The 24,883-nt window shown below is 73.4% G+C and carries 22 protein-coding genes and 1 riboswitch; of the genes, 8 read left to right on the forward strand and 14 right to left on the reverse strand.

The genetic code is table 11. The features are described 5' to 3' along the window. The first annotated feature begins 151 nt into the window (after nt 1–151). From ACIOGZ_RS01980 to ACIOGZ_RS01990, 3 genes are read left to right on the forward strand one after another with little or no spacing between them, the layout of a single operon-like run. Nucleotides 152–1,465 (forward strand): hypothetical protein, encoded by a 1,314-nt coding sequence (locus ACIOGZ_RS01980; RefSeq protein ID WP_400843578.1) that lies wholly within the window; start codon nt 152–154, stop codon nt 1,463–1,465. Beyond that, the gene (locus tag ACIOGZ_RS01985; protein WP_063350072.1) at nt 1,462–2,088 is read left to right on the forward strand and encodes a precorrin-8X methylmutase; all 627 of its coding nucleotides are present in this window, start codon (nt 1,462–1,464) and stop codon (nt 2,086–2,088) included. Before ACIOGZ_RS01980 ends, ACIOGZ_RS01985 begins: the two co-directional genes overlap by 4 nt. Further along, nucleotides 2,085–3,605 carry a precorrin-2 C(20)-methyltransferase gene (locus ACIOGZ_RS01990; protein WP_400984423.1) on the forward strand — a complete coding sequence of 507 codons (1,521 nt, stop codon included), beginning with the start codon at nt 2,085–2,087 and terminating at the stop codon, nt 3,603–3,605. Before ACIOGZ_RS01985 ends, ACIOGZ_RS01990 begins: the two co-directional genes overlap by 4 nt. Before the next feature lie 88 nt (nt 3,606–3,693). Here the strand turns inward: ACIOGZ_RS01990 and ACIOGZ_RS01995 are convergent, their stop codons facing one another. After that, nucleotides 3,694–5,433, reverse strand: a complete 1,740-nt coding sequence (locus ACIOGZ_RS01995) for a TIGR03767 family metallophosphoesterase (protein ID WP_363630620.1) — start codon at nt 5,431–5,433, stop codon at nt 3,694–3,696. A 296-nt stretch (nt 5,434–5,729) separates the two neighbouring features. Between ACIOGZ_RS01995 and ACIOGZ_RS02000 the strand changes: the two genes are divergently transcribed. Beyond that, complete coding sequence (locus ACIOGZ_RS02000) at nt 5,730–6,977, forward strand: cobalt-precorrin-5B (C(1))-methyltransferase (RefSeq protein ID WP_363630618.1); 1,248 nt, start codon at nt 5,730–5,732, stop codon at nt 6,975–6,977. A 137-nt stretch (nt 6,978–7,114) separates the two neighbouring features. Continuing rightward, nucleotides 7,115–8,644, forward strand: coding sequence for a UDP-N-acetylglucosamine 1-carboxyvinyltransferase (locus tag ACIOGZ_RS02005; protein WP_363579107.1), 1,530 nt, complete (start codon nt 7,115–7,117; stop codon nt 8,642–8,644). A 71-nt stretch (nt 8,645–8,715) separates the two neighbouring features. Here the strand turns inward: ACIOGZ_RS02005 and ACIOGZ_RS02010 are convergent, their stop codons facing one another. From ACIOGZ_RS02010 to ACIOGZ_RS02035, 6 genes are all read right to left on the reverse strand, one after another. Further along, a complete protein-coding gene (locus ACIOGZ_RS02010; RefSeq protein WP_363579105.1) occupies nt 8,716–9,219 on the reverse strand; it encodes a DinB family protein in 504 nt (167 codons plus the stop codon). Nucleotides 9,220–9,357: 138 nt separating this feature from the next. Further along, entirely contained in the window at nt 9,358–10,101 is a 744-nt protein-coding gene (locus tag ACIOGZ_RS02015) for a cobalt-precorrin-6A reductase (protein ID WP_400984427.1), read from the reverse strand. 5 nt (nt 10,102–10,106) lie between these two features. Then, on the reverse strand, nt 10,107–10,868 hold the full coding sequence (cobM, locus tag ACIOGZ_RS02020) for a precorrin-4 C(11)-methyltransferase (RefSeq protein ID WP_387814506.1): 762 nt from the start codon (nt 10,866–10,868) through the stop codon (nt 10,107–10,109). Then, on the reverse strand, nt 10,865–12,103 hold the full coding sequence (cbiE, locus tag ACIOGZ_RS02025) for a precorrin-6y C5,15-methyltransferase (decarboxylating) subunit CbiE (protein WP_400984429.1): 1,239 nt from the start codon (nt 12,101–12,103) through the stop codon (nt 10,865–10,867). The genes cobM and cbiE overlap by 4 nt, the downstream gene beginning before the upstream one ends. Nucleotides 12,104–12,206: 103 nt before the next feature. After that, nucleotides 12,207–12,626 carry a gamma-glutamylcyclotransferase family protein gene (locus tag ACIOGZ_RS02030; protein WP_063350078.1) on the reverse strand — a complete coding sequence of 140 codons (420 nt, stop codon included), beginning with the start codon at nt 12,624–12,626 and terminating at the stop codon, nt 12,207–12,209. Between the two features lie 121 nt (nt 12,627–12,747). Then, nucleotides 12,748–13,341 (reverse strand): dihydrofolate reductase family protein, encoded by a 594-nt coding sequence (locus ACIOGZ_RS02035; protein WP_363585851.1) that lies wholly within the window; start codon nt 13,339–13,341, stop codon nt 12,748–12,750. A 149-nt stretch (nt 13,342–13,490) separates the two neighbouring features. On the opposite strand from ACIOGZ_RS02035, the gene ACIOGZ_RS02040 reads away from it, so the two are divergent. Beyond that, complete coding sequence (locus ACIOGZ_RS02040) at nt 13,491–14,066, forward strand: TetR family transcriptional regulator (RefSeq protein WP_363585852.1); 576 nt, start codon at nt 13,491–13,493, stop codon at nt 14,064–14,066. Between the two features lie 83 nt (nt 14,067–14,149). Here the strand turns inward: ACIOGZ_RS02040 and ACIOGZ_RS02045 are convergent, their stop codons facing one another. After that, a complete protein-coding gene (locus ACIOGZ_RS02045; protein ID WP_400984432.1) occupies nt 14,150–14,713 on the reverse strand; it encodes an EF-hand domain-containing protein in 564 nt (187 codons plus the stop codon). Between the two features lie 118 nt (nt 14,714–14,831). After that, nucleotides 14,832–15,263, reverse strand: a complete 432-nt coding sequence (locus ACIOGZ_RS02050) for a cytidine deaminase family protein (RefSeq protein ID WP_400805106.1) — start codon at nt 15,261–15,263, stop codon at nt 14,832–14,834. 41 nt (nt 15,264–15,304) lie between these two features. On the opposite strand from ACIOGZ_RS02050, the gene ACIOGZ_RS02055 reads away from it, so the two are divergent. Beyond that, nucleotides 15,305–15,571, forward strand: coding sequence for a hypothetical protein (locus ACIOGZ_RS02055; RefSeq protein WP_363585855.1), 267 nt, complete (start codon nt 15,305–15,307; stop codon nt 15,569–15,571). Here the strand turns inward: ACIOGZ_RS02055 and ACIOGZ_RS02060 are convergent. The 4 genes from ACIOGZ_RS02060 to ACIOGZ_RS02075 all read right to left on the reverse strand — a co-directional run bounded on the left by ACIOGZ_RS02060 (nt 15,568) and on the right by ACIOGZ_RS02075 (nt 21,223). After that, nucleotides 15,568–17,208, reverse strand: a complete 1,641-nt coding sequence (locus ACIOGZ_RS02060) for a dipeptide ABC transporter ATP-binding protein (protein WP_400984435.1) — start codon at nt 17,206–17,208, stop codon at nt 15,568–15,570. The two genes, ACIOGZ_RS02055 and ACIOGZ_RS02060, sit on opposite strands and share 4 nt — an antisense overlap. Before the next feature lie 106 nt (nt 17,209–17,314). Then, complete coding sequence (locus tag ACIOGZ_RS02065) at nt 17,315–18,307, reverse strand: ABC transporter permease (protein WP_063350084.1); 993 nt, start codon at nt 18,305–18,307, stop codon at nt 17,315–17,317. A 123-nt stretch (nt 18,308–18,430) separates the two neighbouring features. Further along, entirely contained in the window at nt 18,431–20,182 is a 1,752-nt protein-coding gene (locus tag ACIOGZ_RS02070; RefSeq protein ID WP_400984437.1) for an ABC transporter substrate-binding protein, read from the reverse strand. A 75-nt stretch (nt 20,183–20,257) separates the two neighbouring features. Further along, nucleotides 20,258–21,223 (reverse strand): ABC transporter permease, encoded by a 966-nt coding sequence (locus ACIOGZ_RS02075; protein WP_363585858.1) that lies wholly within the window; start codon nt 21,221–21,223, stop codon nt 20,258–20,260. 305 nt (nt 21,224–21,528) lie between these two features. Beyond that, a riboswitch (ZMP/ZTP riboswitch) is annotated at nt 21,529–21,624 on the forward strand. A gap of 29 nt (nt 21,625–21,653) precedes the next feature. On the opposite strand from ACIOGZ_RS02075, the gene ACIOGZ_RS02080 reads away from it, so the two are divergent. Then, nucleotides 21,654–23,144 (forward strand): glycine hydroxymethyltransferase, encoded by a 1,491-nt coding sequence (locus tag ACIOGZ_RS02080; RefSeq protein WP_363585859.1) that lies wholly within the window; start codon nt 21,654–21,656, stop codon nt 23,142–23,144. 106 nt (nt 23,145–23,250) lie between these two features. On the opposite strand, the gene ACIOGZ_RS02085 is transcribed toward ACIOGZ_RS02080, so the two are convergent. Further along, complete coding sequence (locus ACIOGZ_RS02085) at nt 23,251–24,681, reverse strand: aldehyde dehydrogenase family protein (protein WP_363585860.1); 1,431 nt, start codon at nt 24,679–24,681, stop codon at nt 23,251–23,253. Nucleotides 24,682–24,883 lie beyond the last annotated feature (202 nt).

Genomic DNA, 24,883 nt, shown 5'->3' on the forward strand with positions numbered 1-24,883 from the left:
GCGTGCGGACGGCCCGCGGGGACCGTCCGCCAGCATCGTACGGGGTGCGGCTGACCTGGGGGAGGGCGATCCCGGGGAGGCCGCCCGGAGCGCCCGGGGTGTGAGGCGACGGACAAAGGCAACCGATCGGATCATCTGTATGCTCGCGGCCATGCCACCGACACCCGACGCCACCGCGCCGGGCGCCGCGGTGCCCGACCGGGGGCGCGCGGACGCCTGCCCAGGGGCCCTTCGTCTACACCCGGCCGACGACGGCGCCCTGGCCCGGGTCCGCCTGCCCGGCGGCCTGCTGACGGTCCGTCAGGCGCTGGCGCTGGCCGACGCCGCCGAGGCGCTCGGCGACGGCGAACTGGAGACCACCTCCCGCGGCAACGTCCAACTCCGCGGCCTGGCTTCGCACTGCGGGGCCGAACTCGCCGAACGGCTGCGCGCCGTCGGCCTGCTGCCCTCGGACACGCACGAACGGGTCCGCAACATCGTGGCCTCCCCGCTCGCCGGGCTCGACGGACACGGCTTCGCCGACGTGCAGGCCTGGGTGCGGGAGCTGGACGCGCGGCTGTGCGCGAGCGACTGGGCGGCCGGACTCTCCGGCAAGTTCCTGTTCGCGCTGGACGACGGGCGGGGCGACGTCGCCGCGTTCGACGCCGATGTGACATTGATCGCAGGCCCGGACGGGTCGGCGCTGCTGCGCCTCGGACGGGCCGCCCACGGGCGTCCGGTGCCGGCGGGGCAGGAGGTGACGGCCGTGCTCGACGCGGCCCGGACCTTCCTGGACGTGCTGCGGGAGAGCGGGCGCAAGGCCTGGCACCTGCGCGAGGTCCCCGAGCTGCTGCCGGCCGGGCCCGTGCCGGTGCCCGCTTTCGCCGGGGCCGCGCCCGCGGTCGGCGTGGTCCCTACGGCCGGTGTGGTCCGGACGGTCGGCCCGCTCGCCACGGTGGCGGGCGGGGCCGTGGCGGGCGGGCTGTCGGTGGGCATGCGCTTCGGCCGGGCCGGTGCCGCGCAGTGGCGGGAACTCGCGGGCGCCTGCGCCGGGGAGATCCGGCTGACGCCCTGGCGCGGCGCGGTGCTGCCGGGGGCGCCGGCCGACCGGCTGCCCGCGCTGGCGGCGGCCGGGTTCCGGACCGCGCCCGGCTCGCCCTGGGAGCGGGCCACCGCCTGCACCGGGCTGCCGGGGTGCGCCAACTCGCGGGCCGACGTCCGGGCCGACGCGGCGCGGGCGCTCGATGCGGCGGCCGTCGCCGGGAGCCCGCCGGTTATGGGCCTTCCGGCCGCCGGTCTCCCGGTGCACTGGTCGGGGTGTGAACGGCGCTGCGGTCATCCGGCCGGGCGGTGGGTGGACGTGCTCGCCACCGGGCAGGGCTACCGGGTGACGGTGAACGGTCCGGCGTCCGCCGGGGCGGCCGTGGACGTGACGAACGAGGAGATGGCCGAGGCGGTCGCCGAGGCCAGGAGGACCACGAAGTGATCGAGTACGAGAAGGACGGCGCGTCCATCTACCGCCAGTCCTTTGCCACCATCCGTGCGGAGGCCGACCTGGCCGCCCTCCCGGCGGACGTCTCCCAGGTCGCGGTGCGGATGATCCACGCCTGCGGGATGGTCGACCTGGTCGAGGACCTGGTGTACTCGCCGGGCGTGGTCGCCTCCGCACGCGCGGCGCTGCGGGCCGGGGCGCCGATCCTGTGCGACGTGAACATGGTGGCGAGCGGCGTCACCCGCAAGCGGCTGCCCGCCGACAACGAGGTCGTGTGCACCCTCACCGACCCGTCCGTGCCGGAACTCGCCCGGAAGATGGGCAACACCCGTAGCGCCGCCGCCATGGAACTGTGGCTGCCCCGGCTGGAGGGCGCGGTGGTGGCCGTCGGCAACGCGCCGACCTCGCTGTTCCGGCTGCTGGAGATGATCGAGGCCGGTGCGCCGCGCCCGGCCGCGGTGATCGGCGTCCCGGTCGGCTTCATCGGCGCCGCCGAATCCAAGCAGGCCCTGGCCGAGCACCCATCCGGCCTGGAGCACCTGGTGGTGCGCGGCCGGCGCGGTGGCAGCGCGATCGCCGCCGCCGCCGTCAACGCGATTGCGAGCGAAGAAGAGTGACGGATCGTCAAATCCCTGGTGTCGGCCGGCTCTACGGCGTCGGGCTCGGCCCCGGCGACCCGTCGCTGGTGACCGTCCGGGCAGCCGAACTCATCGGCAAGGCCGACGTGGTGGCCTACCACAGTGCCCGGCACGGCCGGTCCATCGCCCGTTCGATCGCCGAGCGCTATCTGACGGGTGGTCAGGTAGAGGAGAAGCTGGTCTACCCGATCACGGTCGAGACCACCGACCACCCGGGCGGCTACCGGGGCGCGCTGGACGACTTCTACGAGGAGGCCGCCGCCCGGCTGGCCGCCCACCTGGACGCCGGCCGCGACGTTGTGGTCCTCGCCGAGGGCGACCCGCTGTTCTACGGCTCGTACCAGCACATGCACAAGCGGCTCGCGCACCGCTACCCGACCGAGGTGGTGCCGGGTGTGACCTCCGTCAGCGCCGCGGCCGCCCGGCTCGGCCAGCCGCTGACCGAGGCCGAGGAGACGCTCACCGTCATCCCGGGCACGCTGCCCGAGGAGGAGCTGACGGCGCGGATCGCCGCCGCCGACTCCGCCGTGATCATGAAGCTGGGGCGCACCTTCCCGGCCGTCCGGCGGGCGCTGGAGCGGGCCGGACGGCTCGACGACGCGCAGTACGTCGAGCGCGCGTTCATGGACGGGGAGCGCATCCTGCCGCTCGCGGAGGTCGAGGGCGAGACCGTCCCGTACTTCTCGGTGGCGGTGCTGCCGAGCAAGGTCGCGCCGCTGGAGCCGGTGGAGCGGCGGACGGACGGTGTCGGCGCGGTGGCCGTCATCGGCACCGGTCCGGCCGGGCCGCTCTGGCTCACCCCCGAGGCGCGCGGCGTCCTGGCCGAGGCGACCGACCTGGTCGGCTACACCACCTACCTGGACCGGGTGCCCGAGCGGCCGGGGCAGCGGCGGCACGCTTCGGACAACAAGGTGGAGTCGGAGCGCGCCGAGTACGCCCTCGAACTGGCCCGCCGCGGACACAAGGTCGCGGTGGTGTCCTCGGGCGACCCGGGCGTCTTCGCGATGGCCACGGCCGTCCTGGAGGTCGCCTGCGAGGAGGCCTACCGGGACGTCCCGGTGCGGATCGTCCCGGGGATGACCGCGGCCCACGCGGCCGCCTCCCGGGCCGGCGCCCCGCTCGGGCACGACTACGCGGTGGTGTCGCTGTCGGACCGGCTCAAGCCCTGGGACGTGGTGGCCCGCAGGCTGCGCGCGGCGGCCGAGGCGGACCTGGTGCTCGCGCTCTACAACCCGGGCTCGAAGTCGCGCACCACGCAGGTCGCCCTCGCCCGGGACCTGCTGCTGGAGTACCGCGCGCCCGAGACGCCGGTGGTGATGGCGCGCGACGTCGGCGGGCCGACCGAGCGCGTGCGGATCGTCCGGTTGGGCGAGCTGGATCCGGCGCTGGTCGACATGCGGACGATCCTGCTGATCGGCTCCTCGCAGACCCAGGCGGTCGAGCGGGGCGGCGGCGTGGAGGTCGTCTGGACGCCGCGGCGGTACCCGGAGGAGTAGCGGGCGACGACTGACAGATGACAGCTAACAGATTTCATCATCTGTTAGCTGTCATCTGTTTTCTGTTACTTGTTCGCCGCCGCCTCCGTCACCGTGTCGGCTTGGTGATCACCAGCTCCGTGTTGTGGTCCTCGCCCGCGCCCAGCAGCGCCGCCGGCCGGCCGTTCGGGTCGTTGTACGACAGTTCGCGGTACAGCGCGGCGAGGTTGGCGTCCGAGGTGCTGCCGAAGTCCGTGCCGTACGGTGCGGAGGACTCGATCAGCGTCGTGAACAGGGAGAGCGTGCCGTCCCCGTTGTCCGCGATCTCGATGATGCGCCCGTGTTGCGGGTAGTCGATGTGCGAGGCGGTGTTGATCTCCCAGAACGCCCGCTCCGGCACGGCGTGGCCGTGCGCCGTGACCTTGTTCATGTGGGTGTGCCCGTTCACCCACGCGATCACGTTCGGGTAGCGCTGGAGCAGCGCCACCAGTTCGTTGCCGTCGTGCCGCTTCTCGAAGATGTTGCGCGGGTCGGGCAGCAGGTTGCCCATGGTGGTGCTCGTGTGGTGGCTGAACAGGAGGATCACCTCGTCCGTGCTGCCGCCCGTCACCTTGCGTCCGTCGGTGTCGTACCAGTGCCCGCTGTGCGCCTTCAACTGCTGCTCCAGCCAGCGCAGTTGCGCGGTGCCCAGTGAACCGTCCGCGAATCCGGCCTGGTTGGTGGTGTCCAGGCTGATGCCGACCACCTTCTCCGAGATGCGGAAGGTGTAGTAGAGCTTGCCGCTGCCCATCATGTCCGAGGTGAAACCGTGCCCGTACGGGCCGGCGCCGGTGTGCGCCGGGTTCAGGTGGGCCTTGGCGAACTCCTTGAGCGTGAACGGCCGTCGGCGCTCGTCCGGGGTGATCCGGCGCACCGCGTCGCCGCTCGCGAGCAGCTTCGCGAGCAGGAGCGCGGCGCCGGCCGGGTCGCGGCGCAGCGAGTCCATCAGCTGGGCCGCGTCCGCGTCGTTGCAGCCCTCCAGCTTGTACTGGCCGGTGTAGAGGTCGTTCAGCAGCCCGAGGTCCGGCAGCGAACCCTCAAGGCTGTCGTCGTGGTTGCCGACCGTCGTGTACCAGGGCGTACGCAGGCCCGGCGCGTCGAACGGCCGGCCGGCGGCGTCGAGGAAGCCCGGTATCTGCGGGAAGCCCTTCGCCTTGTAGCCGTCGCTGTAGGCGAGTTCGGGGTTCCAGTAGGCGGCGTTGCCCGAGTTCTGCACGCCTTCGTAGCGGTTCGGGTCGCCGGTGTTCTGGGCGAGTCGGCCGCCGCCCATGACGGTGAGGTACCAGTCGAGTTCGGCCTGCTCGTGGTTGTCGGTGTTGTCGCCGGTGGCCATCACCATGCTGAACGGCATCCCGGTGTAGGGGCCGCCGTCGAGCGCGTTGACCCGCTCGACGAGGGCCGAGACGCCGCGGGCGTTCAGGGCCTCCTGCGGTCGGTACGCGCTGCCGTTGAACCGGGCCAGGTACTCGAATCGCACCGGGGACTCGGTGTCCACCAGGTGCAGGTCGCTGAACTGGACGAAGCTGGCCAGCCCGGTCCGCCGGTCGTCCCGCCCGGTGCCCGGCGCCGCCAGGTCGCCGCGTACCACCAGCGGCCAGCCCGGCCCGGCCGTCAGTCGCTTGTACCCGCCGGTGCCGACGGGCGTGGCCACCTGGTCGAGCGTGGTGCCCGTCGTCCTGACCGCCCGCGCGGCGGTGGCCGCCAGTGCGCGCTCGCGCTCCGCCGCCGAGGCGAACTGCCCGCCGCCCAGCGACAAGGCCGACCAGGCGGCGGCCACCGACGTACCGGTGAGGAACGTACGCCGACTCATCCCTGCCACAAGAACCCCCACATGCTGATGGCCCGGCCGGACAACCCGGACACCGGACCCCGTGTCATGAACCCGCCTCTGGCGGACCGCCAGATTACTCACTGGTAGGCGCGAGGTGCGAGGCCCGTGCGGAGAACTCTTCGGGAACGCGGGGCAGCGGCCGCTCCCCGACTCGGACACCGGGTCGCGGGGCCCTGCTGACCGCCCCCGGTCGGGGCGCGGTCAGGCGAATGGGGGAAAATCGGTACCGACGGTCGGTGCGGCCGCACCTCAACGGAGTCGGAAGCGAGACGCAGGTGGCCAAAGCGGGAGCCGAAGCGGGAGCCGAGGCCGGAGCCGAAGCCGGAGCCGAAGCCGGGGGCCGGGCCGGCCAGCTGAAGAGCAGCGGCCTGCGGCACGGCTGGACCACGGGCGCCTGCGCCACCGCCGCCACCAAGGCCGCGTACACCGCGCTGCTCACCGGCGAGTTCCCGGACCCGGTGACCATCACCCTCCCCAAGGGCCAGCAGCCGGCCTTCGCCCTCGCCGCCGAGGAGCTCACCGCCGAGGAACTCGCCCCCAGGGCCGGGGGACTGGCCGCCGGGGTCCTCGCGGCCGGAGGTCGAGCCGCCGTCCCGCCCGAGCCGGCGAGCGCGATGGCCGCCGTGGTCAAGGACGCCGGCGACGATCCCGACGTCACCCACGGCGCGCTGATCCGCTCGACGGTGCGGGCCGGCGAGCCCGGCGCCGGAGTGGTGTTCCGGGCCGGACCGGGGGTGGGGACGGTCACCAAGGCGGGCCTGCCGCTGCCCGTCGGCGAGCCCGCGATCAACCCGGTGCCCCGGCAGATGATCCGCGACGCCGTGGCGGAGGTGGCCGCCGCGCACGGCGGCAGCGGGGACGTGGTGGTCGAGATCTCCGTGGACCACGGCGAGGAGATCGCCCGTTCCACCTGGAATCCACGGCTGGGCATCCTCGGGGGCCTGTCCATCCTCGGCACCACCGGCATCGTCGTCCCCTACTCCTGCTCCGCCTGGATCGACTCCATCCGCCGCGGCGTGGACGTGGCCCGGGCGGCGGGCCGCACCCACGTGGCCGGCTGTACCGGCTCGACCTCCGAGAAGGTCGCCGTCGCCGTGCACGGACTGCCCGAGGACGCGCTGCTCGACATGGGCGACTTCGCGGGCGCCGTCCTCAAGTACCTCAAGCGCCACCCGGTGCCCCGGCTGACGATCGCGGGCGGCTTCGCCAAGCTGTCCAAGCTCGCCGCCGGTCACCTCGACCTGCACTCGGCGCGCTCCCAGGTGGACAAGGGGTACCTGGCAGAACTGGCGCGGCGCGGCGGGGCCGACGGGGTGTTGGCCGAGGCGGTGGCCGCCGCCAACACCGGGTTGGAGGCGGTGCAGTTGTGCCGGGCGGCCGGGGTGCCGCTGGGCGATCTGGTCGCCGAGGCGGCGCGGGCGACGGCGCTCGGCGTGCTGGTCGGCTCGCCGGTGGCGGTGGACGTCATCTGCATCGACCGCGCGGGCACCGTCGTCGGCAGGGCGGAGCCGCTCGGGCCGTGACGCTCTCACAGAATCGCGGCAATACCACCTGGTGATGTGAAGATCTGACGTTCATGCGGGGCGAGAAACGGACAAAAGGAGTGTCACACCCACCCCCGGCTCTGTTGTCATCTCAACCATGAGATATGGTCTGGCGAGTGACAGGCGACTACCTCACCCGTATCGGCACCCTCATCCGTACCGCCCGCCAGCACCGCGGCTGGTCCCAGGCGCAGCTCGGCGAGGCCCTCGGCACCAGCCAGAGCGCGGTCAACCGCATCGAGCAGGGCAAGCAGAACGTCAGCCTTGAGATGATCGCGCGCATCGGCGAAGCCCTCGACAGCGAGATCGTCTCCCTCGGCTACTCCGGCCCGATGCACCTGCGGGTCGCCGGCGGCACCCGACTCTCCGGCGCCATCGACGTCCGCAGCAGCAAGAACGCCTGCGTCGCGATCCTCTGCGCCTCACTGCTGACCACCGGACGCACCACGCTGCGCAGCGTCGCCCGGATCGAAGAGGTCTACCGCATCCTCGAGGTGCTCACCAGCATCGGCGTCAAGAGCCGCTGGACCAACGACGGCCGCGACCTCGAACTCACCCCGCCCGCCGAGCTCGACCTCGCGGCGATGGACGTCGAGGCGGCCCGCCGCACCCGCAGCGTGCTGATGTTCCTCGGCCCGCTGATGCACCGCGCCAGCCGCTTCGCCATCCCGTACGCGGGCGGCTGCGACCTCGGCACCCGCACCGTCGAGCCGCACCTGACCGCGCTGCGCCGCTTCGGGCTGGAGGTCGCCACCACCGGCGGCGCCTACCACGCCTCGGTCGAGCCGGGCACCCCGCTGGACCGTCCGATCGTGCTGACCGAGCGCGGGGACACCGTCACCGAGAACGCCCTGCTGGCCGCCGCCCGGCACGACGGCGTCAGCGTCATCCGCAACGCCTCGCCCAACTACATGGTCCAGGACCTGTGCTTCTTCCTGGAGAAGCTGGGCGTGCGGATCGAGGGCATCGGCACCACCACCCTCACCGTCCACGGCGTCCCGGAGATCACCTGCGACGTCGACTACACCCCGGCCGAGGACCCGGTGGAGGCGATGAGCCTGCTCGCCGCCGCCGTCGTCACCTCCTCCGAGCTGACGATCCGCCGGGTGCCGATCGAGTTCCTGGAGATCGAACTCGCGGTGCTGGAGGGGATGGGCCTCGACTACGACCGGACCCCCGAGTACCGGGCCCACAACGGCCACACCCGCCTGGTCGACCTCACCGTGCGCCCGTCCAAGCTGACCGCGCCGATCGACACCATCCACCCGATGCCGTTCCCCGGCATCAACATCGACAACGTGCCGTTCTTCGCGGCCATCGCCGCGGCCGCCCACGGCACCACGATGATCCACGACTGGGTCTACGACAACCGTGCGATCTACCTCACCGAGCTGACCCGCCTCGGCGCCGACGTCAAGCTCCTCGACCCGCACCGCGTCCTGGTCCAGGGCCCCACCCGCTGGCGCGCCGCCGAGATGATGTGCCCGCCGGCGCTCCGCCCCGCGGTCGTCATCCTCCTCGCGATGCTCGCCGCCCAGGGCACCTCCGTCCTGCGCAACGTCTACGTCATCAACCGCGGCTACGAGGACCTCGCCGAGCGCCTCAACTCCATCGGCGCGCAGATCGAGACCTTCCGCGACATCTGATCCGATCCGGATCTGAATGGCAGTCGGATGGCCGACCGGCCCCACGCGTTGGGGCTGGTCGGCCGTTTCGGCTACTCGCCGGTGGTGCCGTCGAGGTGTTCGCGCAGGAGGTCGGCGTGGCCGTTGTGGCGGGCGTACTCCTCGATCATGTGGGTGAGGATCCAGCGCAGCGAGAAGACCTCCTCGCCGTAGTGCCCCAGAACGTCCAACGACTCGGTGGCCGCGACGAGTTGCCGGGCGTGGTCGCACTCGCGGCGCCAGACCGCGAAGGCCTCGTCCGGGTCGGCGGTGTCGGCGTCGAACTCGGCGAAGGAGCCGTCGGGGTTCTTCCAGAAGGCGGGCTTGGCCTCGTCGTTGAGGACGTTGCGGAACCAGCTGCGCTCCACCTCGGCGAGGTGGCGGACCAGCCCGAGCAGGGAGAGACCGGAGGGTTCGAGGGCCCGGGTGCGGAGCTGTTCGGGGGTGAGGTCGGCGCACTTCAACGCGAGCGTGTCGCGCTGGTAGTCCAGGAAGCTGGCCAGGGTGGCCCGTTCGTCGGCCGTGCGCAGGGTCATGGTGCGGTGATCGTCTGCCATCGGCCCATCCTGCCGGTGCGGCGCCGAAACCCGCCCGGTAATTTCTCGCGGCCCGGTCGGCCCGGTCGGCCCGGTCGGCCCGGTCGGCCCGGTCGGTCCGCCCGGGCCCGGTTGGTTCGGCCGACCCGACCCGCCGTTCTAGCGCAGGTGCTGCAACCACCGCACCGCGCCCGGTACGTCCGGGGCCACCGGTACGCCGTCCGGGACCGGCGGACGCCGCACGATGACCACGGGCAGGTGGAGTTCGCGTGCGGCGGTGAGTTTGGGTGCGGTCGCGGCGCCGCCGCTGTCCTTGGTGACCACGACGTCGATGCGGTGCTCGCGCAGGAGTGCCCGTTCGCCGTCGAGCGTGAACGGCCCCCGGTCCAGCAGGACTTCGAAGGACGGTGGCAACGGGGGCTCGGGCGGGTCGACTGACCGGGCGAGGAAGTGGACCCCGTCGAGGTGGGCGAAGGTGGCGATGCCCTGTCGCCCGGTGGTGAGGAAGACCCGTCGCCCGAGGCCGGGCAGGAGTTCGGCCGCGGCGGCGAGCGAGGGGACGGGGAGCCAGCGGTCCCCGGCGACGGGTGTGAAGCCGGGGCGGCGTAGCACCAGCAGCGGTACGCCGGTGGCCGCCGCCGCGAGGGCCGCGTTGCGGGACATCCCGGCGGCGAACGGGTGGGTGGCGTCGACGACCGCGTCGACCCGTTCGCCGCGCAGCCAGTCGGCCAGCCCCTCGGGGCCGCCGAAGCCGCCGATCCTCACCTCTCCGGCGGGCAGCCGGGGTTGGGCGACCCGGCCGGCCAGCGAACTGGTGACCCGCAGGGACGGCGGCTCGGCGAGTGCGGCGGCCAGCGCCCGCCCCTCCGTCGTCCCGCCGAGGATCAGGACGTGCCGGGTCATGGGGTTCACGCCCCGCAGGGCTCGTGCGGGCGTTCGCGCTCCGCCGAGTAGAGGTGGCTGTCGCGGAACTGTTCGGCGGCCAGTGTCCGTCCGACCAGGATGACGGCGGTGCGCACCACGCCCGAGGCCTTGACCTGCCCGGCGATGTCGGCGAGGGTGCCGCGCAGCACCAGCTCGTCCGGCCGGCTGGCCATCGCGACGACGGCGGCCGGGCAGTCGGCGCCGTAGTGCGGGAGCAGTTGCTCGACGACGTCGTCCACGTATCCGGCGGCCAGGTGCAGTACCAGCAGGGCGCCGCTGCGGCCGAGGGTGGCCAGGTCCTCGCCCTCGGGCATCGGGGTGGCGCGCTTGGCGATCCGGGTGAGGATGACGGTCTGGCCGACGGTCGGGACGGTCAGCTCCCGCTTGAGCGCGGCCGCTGCGGCGGCGAAGGCGGGCACGCCGGGGACGATCTCGTACGGCACGCCGGCCGCGTCGAGGCGGCGCATCTGCTCGGCGACGGCGGAGAAGACGGACGGGTCGCCGGAGTGCAGCCGGGCCACGTCCTGTCCGGCCTGGTGCGCGCGGACCAGCTCGGCGATGATCTGGTCCAGGTTGAGCTGCGCGGTGTCGACGAGGCGGGCGCCGGGCGGGCATTCGTCGAGCAGTTCGCGCGGCACCAGGCTGCCGGCGTAGAGGCAGACCTCGGCGCGGGCCAGGAGGCGCTGGCCGCGCAGGGTGATCAGGTCGGCGGCGCCGGGGCCGGCTCCGATGAAGTGGACGGTCACGACGCGTTCTCCTGAGGGGTGTTGGGCTTGACGGCGGACCACTGGGTGACCGGCATGGCCTGCCGCCACCCGGTGAAGCCGCCCACCGGGACGGCGTGCGCGACGGCGAGCTTGACGAGCTCCCCGCCGTTGCGCCGGTACCACTCGGTGAGCAGCGCCTCGGATTCCAGCGTCACGGTGTTGGCGACCAGCCGGCCGCCCGGCCGCAGGGCGGCCCAGCAACTGTCCAGCAGACCGGTCGCGGTGAGGCCGCCGCCGATGAACACCGCGTCGGGGGTGGGGAGTTCGGCGAGCGCGGCGGGGGCCGGACCGGTCACCACGCGCAGTCGTGGCACGCCCAGGGCGGCGGCGTTGCGGGCGATCCGCTCGGCCCGCACCGGGTCGCGTTCGATGCTGACGGCCCGGCAGTCGCGGTGCGCGCGCAGCCACTCGACGGCGATCGAGCCGGAGCCGCCGCCGACGTCCCAGAGCAGTTCGCCGGGGGAGGGGGCGAGGGCGGCGAGGGTGGCGGCGCGCACGTGCCGTTTGGTGAGCTGGCCGTCGCTCTCGTAGGCGGCGTCGGGCAGGCCGGGGACGAGCGAGCTGCGGGGGCCGTCGCCGAGGTCGACCGCGATGATGTTCAGGGGGTCGCCGGGCGGGTGCGGCCAGCCGTCGGCGGTGCCGTCGAGCTGTCGTTCGGTCGGGCCGCCGAGCTGTTCGAGCACGCGCAGGCGGGCGGCGCCGTAGCCGCGCGCGGTGAGCAGCGCGGCGACGGCTGCCGGGGTCGTGGCGTCGGCGCTCAGCACGAGCAGGCGGCGGCCGGGGTTCAGGGCCAGGGCGAGGGTGTCCAGCGGGCGGCCGACCAGGCTGACCACCTCGGTGGACTCCAGCGGCCAGCCGAGTCGGGCGCAGGCGTGGGAGACGGAGGAGGGGTGCGGCAGGACGCGCAGTCGCCCGGCGCCGACCGTCTCGGCGAGGGTGCGGCCGATGCCGTGGAACATCGGGTCGCCGCTGGCCAGGACGGCGACCCGGCGGTCCGCGTGCGCGGCGAACAGTCCGGGGACGGCCGGGCGCAGGGGGGACGGCCACGGGACGCGCTCGGCGGCGACCTCGTCGTGGGGGAGGAGGTTCAGCTGCCGGGGGCCGCCGACGACCACCTCGGCTGCCCGCAGGGCGGCGCGGCCGATGGTGGAGAGGCCGGGCCAGCCGTCGGCCCCGATCCCGACGACGGTGATCGGGGGTGGCAGCTCGGGCACCGGGTGGCTCCTTGTCGTTCGGCGGGCGCCGTGAGTAGAGAGAACAACTGTCGGGGCAGCCTACCTGGCGGTATCCGGCCGGTCGTCTCCCGCCCGCCCCCCGCTACCGGTCCGCCCAGTCCCCCGAGTCGATCACCGCGGGCCGCTCCCGCAGCCGGCTCTCGACGACGGGCCCGGCGAAGTACACCCAGGCCTCCCGCACCTCGCCCGCCGCCGTCCGCACCGGCAGCCGCCGCCGTACGTACAGGCCGGTCCCGTCCGCCCGGCAGTCCTCCAGCCGGTCCAGCGCCGCGAGCGCTCCGGCGTACGCGCCGGGCCGTACGGTGATCAGCTCGCCCACGATCCGGCGCCCGGGCGTCGCGTCCGGCACCGCGTACGGGTACCCGGGGCCGTCGTGCAGCGTGGCGCCGTCCAGCACGGCCGGGCGGATGTCGGCGCAGCGTCCGGCCAGGTGGGCGGCGTGGTTGCGGCCGCCGCTGCGCAGGGTGCCGTAGACGAAGAACGGCAGGGCCTCCTCGGACACGGGTTCGACCTCTCGGCTTGGGGGAGCGCCCACGGTACGTCCTCGTGCCCGCGCCGCGATAGCGCCTCTCGCCCCGTGTGTCCCGTGCCCCGCGCCCCGCGCGTCCGCCCGGTGGTGGGCGTCAGGCGGCGTCCGGGGTGGTCCGCGCGTAGGTGAGGACGACGTTGCCGTGCTCGAAGACGCGGCTGTCGGTGAGCGTGAAGGCGCGGGGCTCGAACTCCGCGCGGAACAGCGGGATGCCCGACCCAGCCACCACCGGGTACTGCTTGATGATCAACTCGTCGATCTCGGGCAGCAGCTGGCCGGCCAGGTCGGCGCCGCCGCAGAGCCAGATGTCGAGCCCGTCCTGCTGCTTCAGCCTGCGGACCAGGGCCACCGGATCCTCCGCGGTGACCTCCACCGCCGGGTCCGGGCCGGCACCGAGGGTGCGGGAGACCACGATCTGCCGCAGGTGGGCGTAGGGGCTCGTGAGGCCCACGGCCAGCCCCGGTGCGTAGGTGCCGCGGCCCATGACGACGGTGTCGAAGCGCTTGTTGGGTGCCTCCGCGATGCCGAACGCCGCGCGGCCGGGGGTGGGGATGGTCTCCGGGTACTCGGCGAAGAGCGCCGAGGTGTAGTCCTCGGTGAGGAACGGCGCGAAGAAGTCGAAGCTGTCGTCCGGGCCGGCGATGAAGCCGTCGATGGTGGTGCCGATGAAGTAGCTGAGCTTGCGCATGCAGGTCCTCTGGAGTCGGGAAGCGGCGCGGACCGCGCGGCCTGTCGCCTAACCACTCCGACTATAGTGCTCCAGCCGTAGTGGTTGCCAGGATGTTTTCAGGCCCGGGCGCCCCGGCCCCCGAAAACCCCGCGAGAGAGAATCGGCCCATGGTCCAGAACCCCGCCCGCCGCACCGCCCTCGCCGACGCCGCCATCGAGGTCCTCGCCCGCGACGGCGCCCGCGGCCTCACCTTCCGCGCGGTCGACGTGCAGGCCGGCGTCCCCAACGGCACGGCCTCCAACTACTTCGCCAACCGCGACCACCTGCTCCACCAGACCGCCCGGCACATCCACCACCGGCTCACCCCGGACCCGGCCGTCATCGCCGACCTGCTGCGGGCCCCGCGTGACCGCGCCCTGGTCACCGCCCTGATGCACGACCTGATCCGCCGCATCTCCGCCGACCGGGCCGGCTACCTCGCGATGCTCGAACTGCGCCTGGAGGCCACCCGCCGCCCCGGCCTGCGGGCCCAGCTCACCGGCACCATCCGCGAGCAGCTGGAGGCCAACGTCGCCTACCACCTCGACGGAGGACTGCCCGGCGACCGCGAGACCGTCCTCGTCCTCTACCTCGCGATGACCGGCCTGATCGTCGAACACCTCACCCTGCCCGAGGTGTTGGGCACCGACACCCTGCCCGCCCTGATCGAGACCATCGTCGAGCGCATCGTCCCCGCCACCTGACCCCCCTGGCGGGTACGGCGAGTTGGGCGGGCCGCCGGCCTCGCGTTCCGGCGGGTGAGGGGGCGGCTCTGCCGGAGGGGGTGTCAGAGGGTGTGCGGGGGCTTGCCCGTCCACCAGTTGCCGGGGGCGTCGGGGTCGCGGCTGGTCCAGAACTCGATGATCGCGCTGGTGAACTCGGCTGCGGAGAGGGTGCCGTCGCCGTCGCGGTCGAGGTGGCGGAAGGCCTCGTCGGCGTCGTCGCGGGAGAGGCCGGCGAAGTGGCCGCGCTGGAAGACGAAGAACTCGCCGGCGTCGACCGTTCCGCTGCGGTCGGTGTCGGCGACGGCGAGGAAGGCGTCGGCGAGTGCGCCGAAGCTGGTCCGCGCGGCCTCGGGGTCATCGGAGAGGGCGCCGGTCGAGCGGACGAACTGTTCGCGGGTGATCGCCTCGGTGCCGGCGGGCAGGTGGGCGAGGTGCAGGTCGTGCCAGACCGTCAGGTACGCGCGGACGATGACGGCCTCGGCCTCCGAGCCCTCCTGGTGGCCGAGCGAGCGGGCGACGGCGATGCCCATGAGGACGTGGTCCCGTTCGGTGAGGAGCCCGTCGCCGTCGGCGTCGAGGTGGTCGAACCCGTGGTTGATCTTTGCTGTGAGCAGGTCGTCCGACAATGTGCCCCCTCGGTTGGCGATCACTACGACACGTCGCCAGCACGCTAGTGCCTGGAGTCGCGCTCGCGCAGCCGAACGACGGGCGAACGGCCACTCGGGCGACTCGAAGGCAGGGCCGCTAGCCGTCCTGGTGCTCGGCCCAGACGTACGCCTCGGGGAGCAGGTCGAGGATGGGCAGGGCGAGCAGCTCCGTTCCCCGCTTGACGATGACCTCGACCGTCGGGAAGTAGTCGAGCAGCACCTGCCGGCAGCGGCCGCACGGCGGCACGACGCCCCGGTCCTGGTCGCCGACCGCGACGACCGTGGTGAGGTCGTACGCGCCCTGGCCGGCGGCCGCGCCGATGAGGACGAGCTCCGCGCACGGGCCGCCGGTGAAGTGGTAGGCGTTCACGGCCGTGACGATCCGCCCGTCGGCGTTGCGCCCGGCGGCCGCGACGGTGTGGTTGTCGCCCCGGCAGTAGCGCCGGGCCACCGCCCGGGCGGCCTCGACGAGCTCGCGGTCGACGGCTGCGCGGTCTCCTGCGGAGTCGGATTGATCGCTGGTGGACATATTCGCTGGGGCTCCTTGATCGCACATGACAGGCTTCGAGCATGGACCGACCGCCCCTGATCGTGCCAACGCTTTACGAGGGCCCCTTCATCCTTCGCCCCTGGCGCCTCACCGACCTCGCCGTGGTCCGGGAGGCGGGCACCGACCCGTACGTCCCGCTGGTCACGACCGTCCCGGCCGCCTCCGCCGGGTACGACGACGAGCGCCGCGACATGCGCCTCTACGCACTCCTCCCCACCGACCCCCGCGAGGCCACGGCCAGTCCCCTCACGGCCGCCGCCCCCCGCGAGGACCGGCGCCAGCGCTAGTGCACTGCGGCCAGCAGTTCCCGGGTGTACTCGGTGTGCGGCGCGCTGAACAGGCGGTCGCGGTCGGTGGACTCGACCAGTCGGCCCCGGTGCATGACGGCCACCCGGTCGCAGAAGTGCCGTACCACGGCGAGGTCGTGCGAGACGAACAGGAAGGCGACGCCGAGGCGTTCGCGCAGCTCCATCAGCAGGTTGAGCACCTGCGCCTGGACCGAGACGTCCAGGGCCGACACCGGTTCGTCCGCGATGATCAGGCGCGGCTGCGGGGCGAGGGCCCGCGCGATGCCGATCCGCTGGCGCTGTCCGCCGGAGAACTCGTGCGGGTAGCGGTCCAGGTGGGCGGCGGGCAGCCCGACCTGGTCCAGCAGTTCGGCCGAGCGCTCCCGCCGCTGCGCCGCGTCGAGTGAGGTGTGCAGGCGCAGCGGGGTGTCGAGGGTCTGGGCGACGGTGCGGCGCGGGTTGAGGGAGGCGTACGGGTCCTGGAAGACCAGCTGGATCTCCCGGCTGAGCCGGCGCCGCAGCTCCCGGCCCGGGCGGGTGACGTCCTGGCCGTCGTACAACACCGTTCCCGAGGTGGGCTGTTGGAGGCCGGCCAGGACGCGGGCGGTGGTGGACTTGCCGGAGCCGGACTCGCCGACCAGTCCGAGCGTCTCGCCGGGGGCGATCCGCAGTCCTACGCCCTCCACTGCCCGGACGGGCTCGGCGCGCAGGCTGGGGAGGCGGCGCCGTCCGGGGAAGTGGACGGCGAGGTCCGCCACCTCGACGAGCCAGCGCTCGGGGCGCCCGACAGCCCGGGGCGCGAATGCGGCGACGGGTGACGGATCGTCAACTGTCGGCAGTGGTGAGCCGGGTACGGAGTCCAGGGTGAGCGCCGCCCCGACCAGTGCGCGGGTGTACGGCTCGCGCGGCGCGGCCAGCAGCTCGGCGGTCGGCGCGGACTCGACCTGGACGCCGCCGCGCAGCACGAGCGTGCGGTCCGTCGTCCCGGCGACCACGCCGAGGTCGTGGCTGACCAGCAGCACCGCCGTGCCGTGCTCGCGCTGCAACTCGCCGAGCAGGTCGAGGACTTGCCGCTGCACTCGGGAGTCCAGGGCGGTGGTGGGCTCGTCGGCGATCAGCACCTGCGGGTCGTTCATCAGCGCCATGGCGATCATCACCCGCTGGCGCATCCCGCCGGAGAACTGGTGCGGGAAGTCACGCACCCGGGCGGCCGGGATGCCGACCCGGTCGAGCATCGCGGCGGCGCGTCGGCGGGCCTCGGCGCGACCGGCGCCGGGGTGGTGCAGCCGGTACATCTCGGCGAGTTGGGCGTCGACGCCGTGGAAGGGGCTGAGCGAGGTGAGCGCGTCCTGGAAGACCAGCGCGGCCCGGCCGCCCCGGACCGGACGCAGCGCGGACTCCGTCGCGCCCACCAGCTCCTGCCCGTCCAGCCGGATCGAGCCGGTGACGGTGGTGGTGCGCGGGTCGTGCAGGCCGAGGACGGCGAGTCCGGTGGCCGACTTGCCGGAGCCCGACTCGCCGACCAGGCCGAGGACTTCACCGGCGGCCAGGTCGAAGGAGAGCCCCCGGACGGCGGTCACGGGAGCGCCGCCGCGCGGGTCGGCGAAGGTGACGGTCAGATCGCGAACGCTCAGCACGGGCTCTGCGGCAGGCGCGGCACCAGGCCCAGGAACGGCCTCCGACACGGCTCCGGGCGCGCCCCCGGGCACGGACTCAACAGTGGACGTCATCGAACGGCTCCAGTCAGCTCAGGCGGATTCGCGGGTCGAGCCAGGCCACCACCAGGTCGGCCAGCGCGACGAACAGCACCACGAAGCAGGCGGCCAGCAGTACCGCGCCGACCACTGCGGGCAGGTCCTGCCCGGACACCGCCTGGGCGGCGAACCGCCCGACCCCGTTCAGCCCGAACACCGTCTCGGTGATGACCGCCCCGCCGAGCAGCACTCCGGCCTCCAGCCCGAGCAGTTGCACCAGCGGCCCGGCGGCGCCGCGCGAGGTGTACTTGAGGTGGGCGCGCAGCCGGCCGAGGCCCTTGCCGCGCGCGGTGCGGACGTACTCCTCGTTCATCGTCTCCAGCAGCTGGGAGCGTGAAAGCCGGGCGAACACGGCGGAGTTGACGAATCCGAGGACGAGCCAGGGGAGCAGCAGCCCGCCCGCCCAGGCCGCGAGGTCCTCGGTCGGCGGGGTGTAGGAGGGCAGTGGCAGCAGGCCGGTGGAGTAGACCAGTGCCCACTGGGCGACGTATCCGAGGAAGTAGATCTGCACGCTGGCGCCGACGAGGGTGAAGCCGGAGAGCAGCCGGTCGGTGCGGCCGCCGTGCCGTAGCGCGGAGACGAACCCGGTGCCGAGGCCGAGCACCAGCAGGACGGCGAGGGCGCCGGCGGTGAGCGAGAACGTGACCGGCAGGTGGTCGGCCAGGGCCTCGGTGACGGGCTGGTGCAGCCGGTAGGAGTAGCCGAGGCAGGGCGCGTCGCAGTGGATGACCGAGCCGTCCACGTCGCTGATGTCGCGCCCGGCGACGACCCCGGTGAGGTAGTCGGTGTACTGGGTGAGCAGCGGCTGGTCCAGGCCCATGCTCTGGCGCACCGCCGCGACTTGGCCGCTGTCGCAGCGCGGGCCGCAGGCGGCGCGGGCCGGGTCGGCGGGCGCGGCGTAGAAGAGGGCGAAGGCGGCGGCGGAGACCGCGACCAGGACGGCGAGGGCCTGAAGGGTCCGCCGCAGGGCGAAGGAGAGCATGGCCGGTCCGGGGTCGACGGGACGGGGAGGCGTACGCGGGGCAGGACTACGTGGAGTGCACGGGGAGTGCGGGAGTTCAGGGGCCCGCCCCCGCACCGACCGGCGCGGGGGCGGGTGCGGCGGTCAGGACTTCAGGTACAGCCACGCCAGGCTGACCGTGCCGTAGATGGGGTGGATGAACGCCCCTCCGACGTTGGAGCCGCGCACCTGGTTGACGTTCGCGTAGACGAACGGCAGCACCGGGACGTCCTGCATCACGGTCTTCTCCAGCGCGTACAGCTCCTTGGCCTTGGCGCGCGGCTCGCCGATCTGGTTGATCCGGTCGATCTCCTTGTCCACCGCCGGGTTGCGGTAGCGCGCGGAGTTGAGGTCGCTGCCGGCGCGGCCGTCGAAGGAGAACGGGATCAGCGTGGACGGGGTCGGCCAGTCGACGGAGGAGGTCTCCTCGAACAGGTCGTACGGGGAGTCGGCGCGGTGCACCTCGTCCAGGAACGCCTTGGGGTCGATCGGCTTGGGCACGATGGTGATGCCCGACTTGGCGAAGCCGTCCACCAGCACCTGCGCGGTGCGCTGCCCGTCCGGGGTGTTCTTGTACCCGTAGGTCAGGCTCGTCGGCGCCTGCTTGGCCTTGGCGAGCGCGGCCTTGGCGGCCTCCGGGTCGCCTTCGGGCTTGACCGGGTGGAGGTCGTACTTCTCCCAGTCGATCAGCGCCGGCGAGCTGAGCGTGGTGGCGAGTTCGCCGATCCGGGAGCCGCCCTGGACCTGGCGGGCCTGCTGGCGGGGGTAGCCGAGGTGCAGGGCCTTGCGGACCTCGACGTCCGGCACCCGCTCGTTGTTGATCACCAGCTGGGTGACGAAGGCGCCCTGGCGCCCGGAGACGACCAGGTCCTTGGCCTTCGGGTCGGTGTCGGCGGTCTGGTACAGCTCGGGGGAGAGCACGTCGGAGGCGGTGGTGGCGCTGGCGCCGCCGTCGCGCCCGGACAGGATCTCCTGGTTGATGTTGAGCGCCTCCTTGCCGAACGTGAAGACGAACTTGTCCGGGTACTGGCTGCGGATCGGGTCGGTCTCGGCCTTCCAGGCGGGGTTGCGCTCCAGCACCATGCGGGTGTTCTGGACGTGCTCGACGATCCGGTAGGGGCCGGTGGCGAACGGCTGCCGGTCGTAGTCCGTCCCGGTGTCCTTGTCCCGGCGCACCGGCGAGGACGAGGACTGCGCGGCCATGTACGGGACGTCGGCCTGCGGCTGCGGGAAGTGGAAGACGATGGTGTGCTCGTCGGGCGTCTCGATCGCGGCCAGGTCGCCGTCCTGCGGGCCGGCGTACTTGGCGCGCGCCGCCTCGTAGCTGGCCTCACCGGTGAGCCACTGCGGCCAGTACGGCGGGCCGACCTCGTAGCCCTTGCCGAAGCTGCGCTCGATGCCGTACTTGACGTCCTGGGCGGTGATCGGCTTGCCGTCCTCCCAGGCCACGCCGTCCTTGAGCTTGTACGTCCAGGTGCGCCCGCCGTCGCCGGAGGTGCCGGTGTCGGTCGCCAGGTCGCCGACCAGCTTGGCCTTGCCGTCGACGACCTGGTACTGCGTCAGCTGGCGGCCCCAGAGCAGCGAGGCGTTGTACGTCGCGCCCGCGTAGACCTTCTGCGGGTCGAGGTGGCGGAACTCGACGCTGTTGTACACGTTCACGATGCCGCCCACGCGGGCGCCGGCAACGGCGGGGGCCGGTCCGGCGCTCTCCTTCTCGCCGCCGAGCGCGGCGGTCAGCGGGGACGTCTCCTTGGCGGCCGCCCCGGCGGGCGCCGGGCCGGTGCCCGCGCCGGCCGAGCAGGCGGTCGCCAGCAGGGCGGTGGCGACGACGGCGAGGGACGGTCTGGTCCAGCGCATGGCGAATCTCTCCTTGCCCCGGGAGCCGGGGCGGGTCGGGGCGGGCGTGGGGTGATGGACGGAGAAGGGCGGGGCTCAGCGGGCGGCGCGCGGGTCCAGCGCGTCCCGGACGGCGTCGCCGAGCAGGTTGAAGGCGAGCACGAAGAGCAGCAGGGCGACACCGGGGAAGACCATGTAGGTCGGATCGGCCTGGAAGACCTCGGAGCCGCGGGAGATCATCCGCCCCCAGTCCGGGATCGGCTCCGTGATGCCGACGCCGAGGAAGGACAGCACCGCTTCGGAGGCGACGAAGGTCGGCACCGCCATGGTGGCGTGCACCAGCAGCTGCGAGCGGACGTTCGGCAGCAGTTCGTGGACGACGACATGGAATCGGCCGGCGCCCTGGGCCCGGGCGGACTGCACGAAATCCCTTTCCCGGAGCGACCGCACGGTGGCCCGCAGGGAAAGCGCGAGCGGAATCCAGCCGAACGCGGAGAAGACCAGGATCAGCACCAGGAACTGCATCCACTCCGGTTCCGCGGTGCCCGGATCGACCAGTCGGGACTGGATGACGGGGCTCAGCGCGAGGAGCAGGAGCAGGGTCGGAAAGGCCAGCAGCACGTTGGCCAGGAAGCCGAACAGCCGGTCGGCGATCCCGCCGAGGTAGCCGACCGCGACCCCGGCCAGCACGCCGAGCGTGGTGGTCACGGCGGCGGAGGCGAAGGCGATCAGCAGCGAGGTGCGGATGCCGTAGAGCAACTGGGTCAGGACGTCCCGGCCGAGCCCCGGCTCCAGGCCGAACCAGAAGTCGCCCGAGATGCCGCCGTTCGGCAGGACGGGCAGGCCGCTGTCGCTCAGCAGGCCGGGGGAGTTCTGGCCGTAGTGCTCGACCGGGTTCTTCCCGTACAGGGCGGCGATCAGCGGGGCGGCGAGGGCGAGCAGCAGGAAGAGCAGGACGACGGCGAGGGCGGCGGCGCCGACCCGGTCGCGCAGGAGCCGGCCGAGCAGCCTCGGCGCGGCGGGTGCGGGGACGGAGCCCGCTGCTGTTTCGACCACGGCCATGAGAGGCGTACTCCCCGAATTCTCCGCCGCCCTGTGGGTGAGGGTGCGCTGGTGTGCATTTCCGAACCGGCCCCCGGGGGTTTCCCGTCGGCCGTTCGAGCGCCATCAGACCGGATGCGCGGGGAGGTCCGCAAATCACCTCCGGCGGTTTTTCCCGGCATTGTTTCGGCGCGTATTGCGGCTTCATTCGGCGTCATTGCGCCGCAATACCGGCGTTGCGGAAGAACGGACATCGAGGGGCGAAACGGGCGTGCCGTCCCGAATCCTGAGATCTCCGCCACATCCCCCCGGGCATTGGTACGATCCCGGGGAGCCGCGACTGGCGCGCACGGATGGAACCGACCATCGGGAAGCGGCTCCGTGCACCCGCACGACAGTTGCCGAGCGCCTGGGCCGTCCGTACTCGTCCGTGCACCACGAGGAGACCGCCTTGGCCACCCCGCACACCCCTCATGCCGTTGAGGCCGCCCAGGCCCCGCACACCGCCGCCGGCGCGGCCGCCGACACCGCCTTCCGCAGCGCCCTCGACGTGGTCGCCGGCGTGGAGCCGCGGATCGCCGCCGCCATCGGCCGGGAGCTGGAGGACCAGCGCGCCTCGCTCAAGCTGATCGCCAGCGAGAACTACGCCTCCCCGGCCGTGCTGCTCGCCATGGGCAACTGGCTCAGCGACAAGTACGCCGAGGGCACCGCGGGCCGGCGCTTCTACGCGGGCTGCCGCAACGTCGACACCGTCGAGACCATCGCCGCCGAGCACGCCCGCGCCCTGTTCGGCGCCGACCACGCCTACGTCCAGCCGCACTCCGGCATCGACGCCAACCTCACGGCCTTCTGGGCCGTCCTCTCCCGGCGGGTGGAGAGCCCGGCGCTGGAGCGGGCCAAGGTCCGGGGCGTCAACGACCTCACCGAGCAGGACTGGGCGCAGCTGCGCCAGTCGCTCGGCAACCAGCGGATGCTCGGCATGTCCCTGGACGCCGGGGGCCACCTCACCCACGGCTTCCGACCCAACATCTCGGGCAAGATGTTCGACCAGCGCAGCTACGGCACCGACCCGGCCACCGGCCTGATCGACTACGACGCGCTGCGCGAGACCGCCCGGGAGTTCCGCCCGCTGATCCTGGTCGCCGGCTACTCCGCCTACCCTCGACTGGTCGACTTCCGGCGGATGCGCGAGATCGCGGACGAGGTCGGCGCGACCCTCATGGTCGACATGGCGCACTTCGCCGGCCTCGTCGCGGGCAAGGTGCTGACCGGCGACCACGACCCCGTCCAGCACGCCCAGATCGTCACCACGACCACCCACAAGTCGCTGCGCGGCCCGCGCGGCGGCATGGTGCTGTGCGACACCGAACTGGCCGAACACGTCGACCGCGGCTGCCCGTTGGTGCTCGGCGGGCCGCTCTCGCACGTCATGGCCGCCAAGGCGGTCGCCTTCGCCGAGGCCCGCCGGCCCGAGTTCCGGACCTACGCCCGCGCCGTCGTGGACAACGCCCGGGCGCTCGCCGAGGGCCTGCTGCGCCGCGGCGGCCGGCTGGTCACCGGCGGCACCGACAACCACCTCGTCCTCGCCGACGTCTCCGGCTACGGCCTGACGGGTCGTCAGGCGGAGGCGGCGCTGCTGGACTCGGGCGTCGTCACCAACCGCAACTCCGTCCCGCAGGACCCGAACGGCGCCTGGTACACCTCGGGCGTGCGCCTCGGCACCCCGGCGCTCACCACCCGCGGCCTCGGCACCGCCGAGATGGACGAGATCGCCGCCCTGATCGACACCGTGCTGCGCGCCACCACCCCGACCACCACCGCGGGCGGCGCCCCCTCCAAGGCCCAGTACCGCCTCGACGACGCCGTGCGCGACGGCGCCGCCAAGCGCGCCGCCGACCTCCTCGCCCCCTTCCCCCTCTACCCGGGCGTCGACCTCACCTGACCGGCCCCGCCCGACCGGCCTCGATGCCCGAACCCCCGGGCCCGCCGCCCCACGTGCGGCGGGCCCGGAGCCGGTGCCGCGGCCGGTACCCCGCTCGGCGCCGCGGTCAGTACTGGAGCGACTTGCACTGGAGGAACTCCTCCAGGCCGTGGCGGCCCAGTTCGCGGCCGAGGCCGGAGCTCTTGTAGCCGCCGAACGGCGCGAGCGGGTTGAAGCGGCCGCCGTTGAGGTCGACCTGGCCGGTGTCGAGGCGGCGGGCGAAGGCGGCGGCGGTGTCGGTGTCCGCGGCCCAGACGCCGCCGGCCAGGCCGTACTCGGTGTCGTTGGCGAGTTCGGCGGCGTGGTCCTCGTCCCGGTAGGGGAGGACCACCAGGACGGGGCCGAACACCTCCTCCCGGGCGATCGCCATGTCCCCCGTGACGTCGGCGAGCACGGTCGGGTGGACGTAGAAGCCGGCGGGCAGGCCGGGGACGGGCTCCGCGCCGCCGACGACCAGCCGGGCGCCCGCGGCGAGCGCGCCCTCGACGTAACCGCGCACCCTGGCCAGCTGCTTGGCGTTGACCAGCGGGCCGATCCGGGTCTGCGGGTCGGTCGGATCGCCCGGGGCGTACTTGGCGGCGGCCTTCGCGGCCGTCGCGACGGCCTCCTCGTACTGGTCCTGGTGCACCAGCAGGCGGGTCCACGCGCTGCACGTCTGGCCCGAGTTGGCGAACACGTTGGCGATGTTGACGTTGACCGCCCGGGCCAGGTCCGCGCCCGGCAGCACCACGTTGGCGGACTTGCCGCCGAGTTCCAGGGCGACGCGCTTCAGGCCCCGGCCCGCCGTCTCGGCGACCTGTCGGCCGACGGCGGTGGATCCGGTGAACGAGACCATGTCCACGCCCGGATGGGCGGCGAGCGCCGCACCCGCCACCACGCCCGTGCCGGTCACCAGGTTGAACGTGCCCGCGGGGAAGCCCGCCTCGTGCACCAGCCGGGCGAACAGCCGGGCCACCAGCGGGGTGTCCTCGGCGGGCTTGAGGACCACCGGGCAGCCGGCCGCCAGGGCCGGGACGGCCTTGGCGACGATCTGGTGCAGCGGGTAGTTCCACGGCGTGATCGCCGCGACCACCCCGGCGGGCTCGGCGAGCACCACCGAGTTGCCGATCCGTTCCTCGAAGGGGTGCTCGGCGAGCAGTGTCAGGTAGGAGGTCGCCACGGTCAGCGGCGCTCCGGCGTGCACGGCGGCGGCGAAGCCGACCGGGGCGCCGAGTTCGGCGACCACGGTGGCGGTGATCTCCTCCTGGGCGGCGGCGATTCCGTCCCGCAACCGGGTCAGCAGGGCGAGCCGGTCCGCGCGGGCGGTCGTCGCCCAGCCGCGGGCCGCCCGGCGGGCCGCGGCGACCGCGGCGTCGATGTCGGCGGGCCCGCCGGCCGGCACGGTGGCGAGCACCTGCTCGGTCGCCGGGTTCAGCACCTCGATCGACCCGGCGTCATCCAGGGAGGGCCGCCAGGCGCCGTCGATGTACTGGTCGCCGTACTCCGCGTGCTGCTGCACCGAGTGTCCTCTCATCCGGTCGGCCGATTGACCAACAGCGCTAGTCAAAGGGCCAGTCAAGGCGGCCCGGTCGGCCGCGCGCAAGAGCCAATCCGGCCCGGTGGGCCGACGGGTCACCCCGGGGCGAACCGCGCGGTGTACTCGTCGGACGGCTCGGCCCCGCGCCCGCGCGCCGCTCGTCCGACCGCTCAAGGGCCTCGCA

Origin of the sequence: Kitasatospora sp. NPDC088160 (assembly GCF_044741445.1) — a bacterium.
In the GTDB taxonomy this organism is placed as follows: domain Bacteria; phylum Actinomycetota; class Actinomycetes; order Streptomycetales; family Streptomycetaceae; genus Kitasatospora.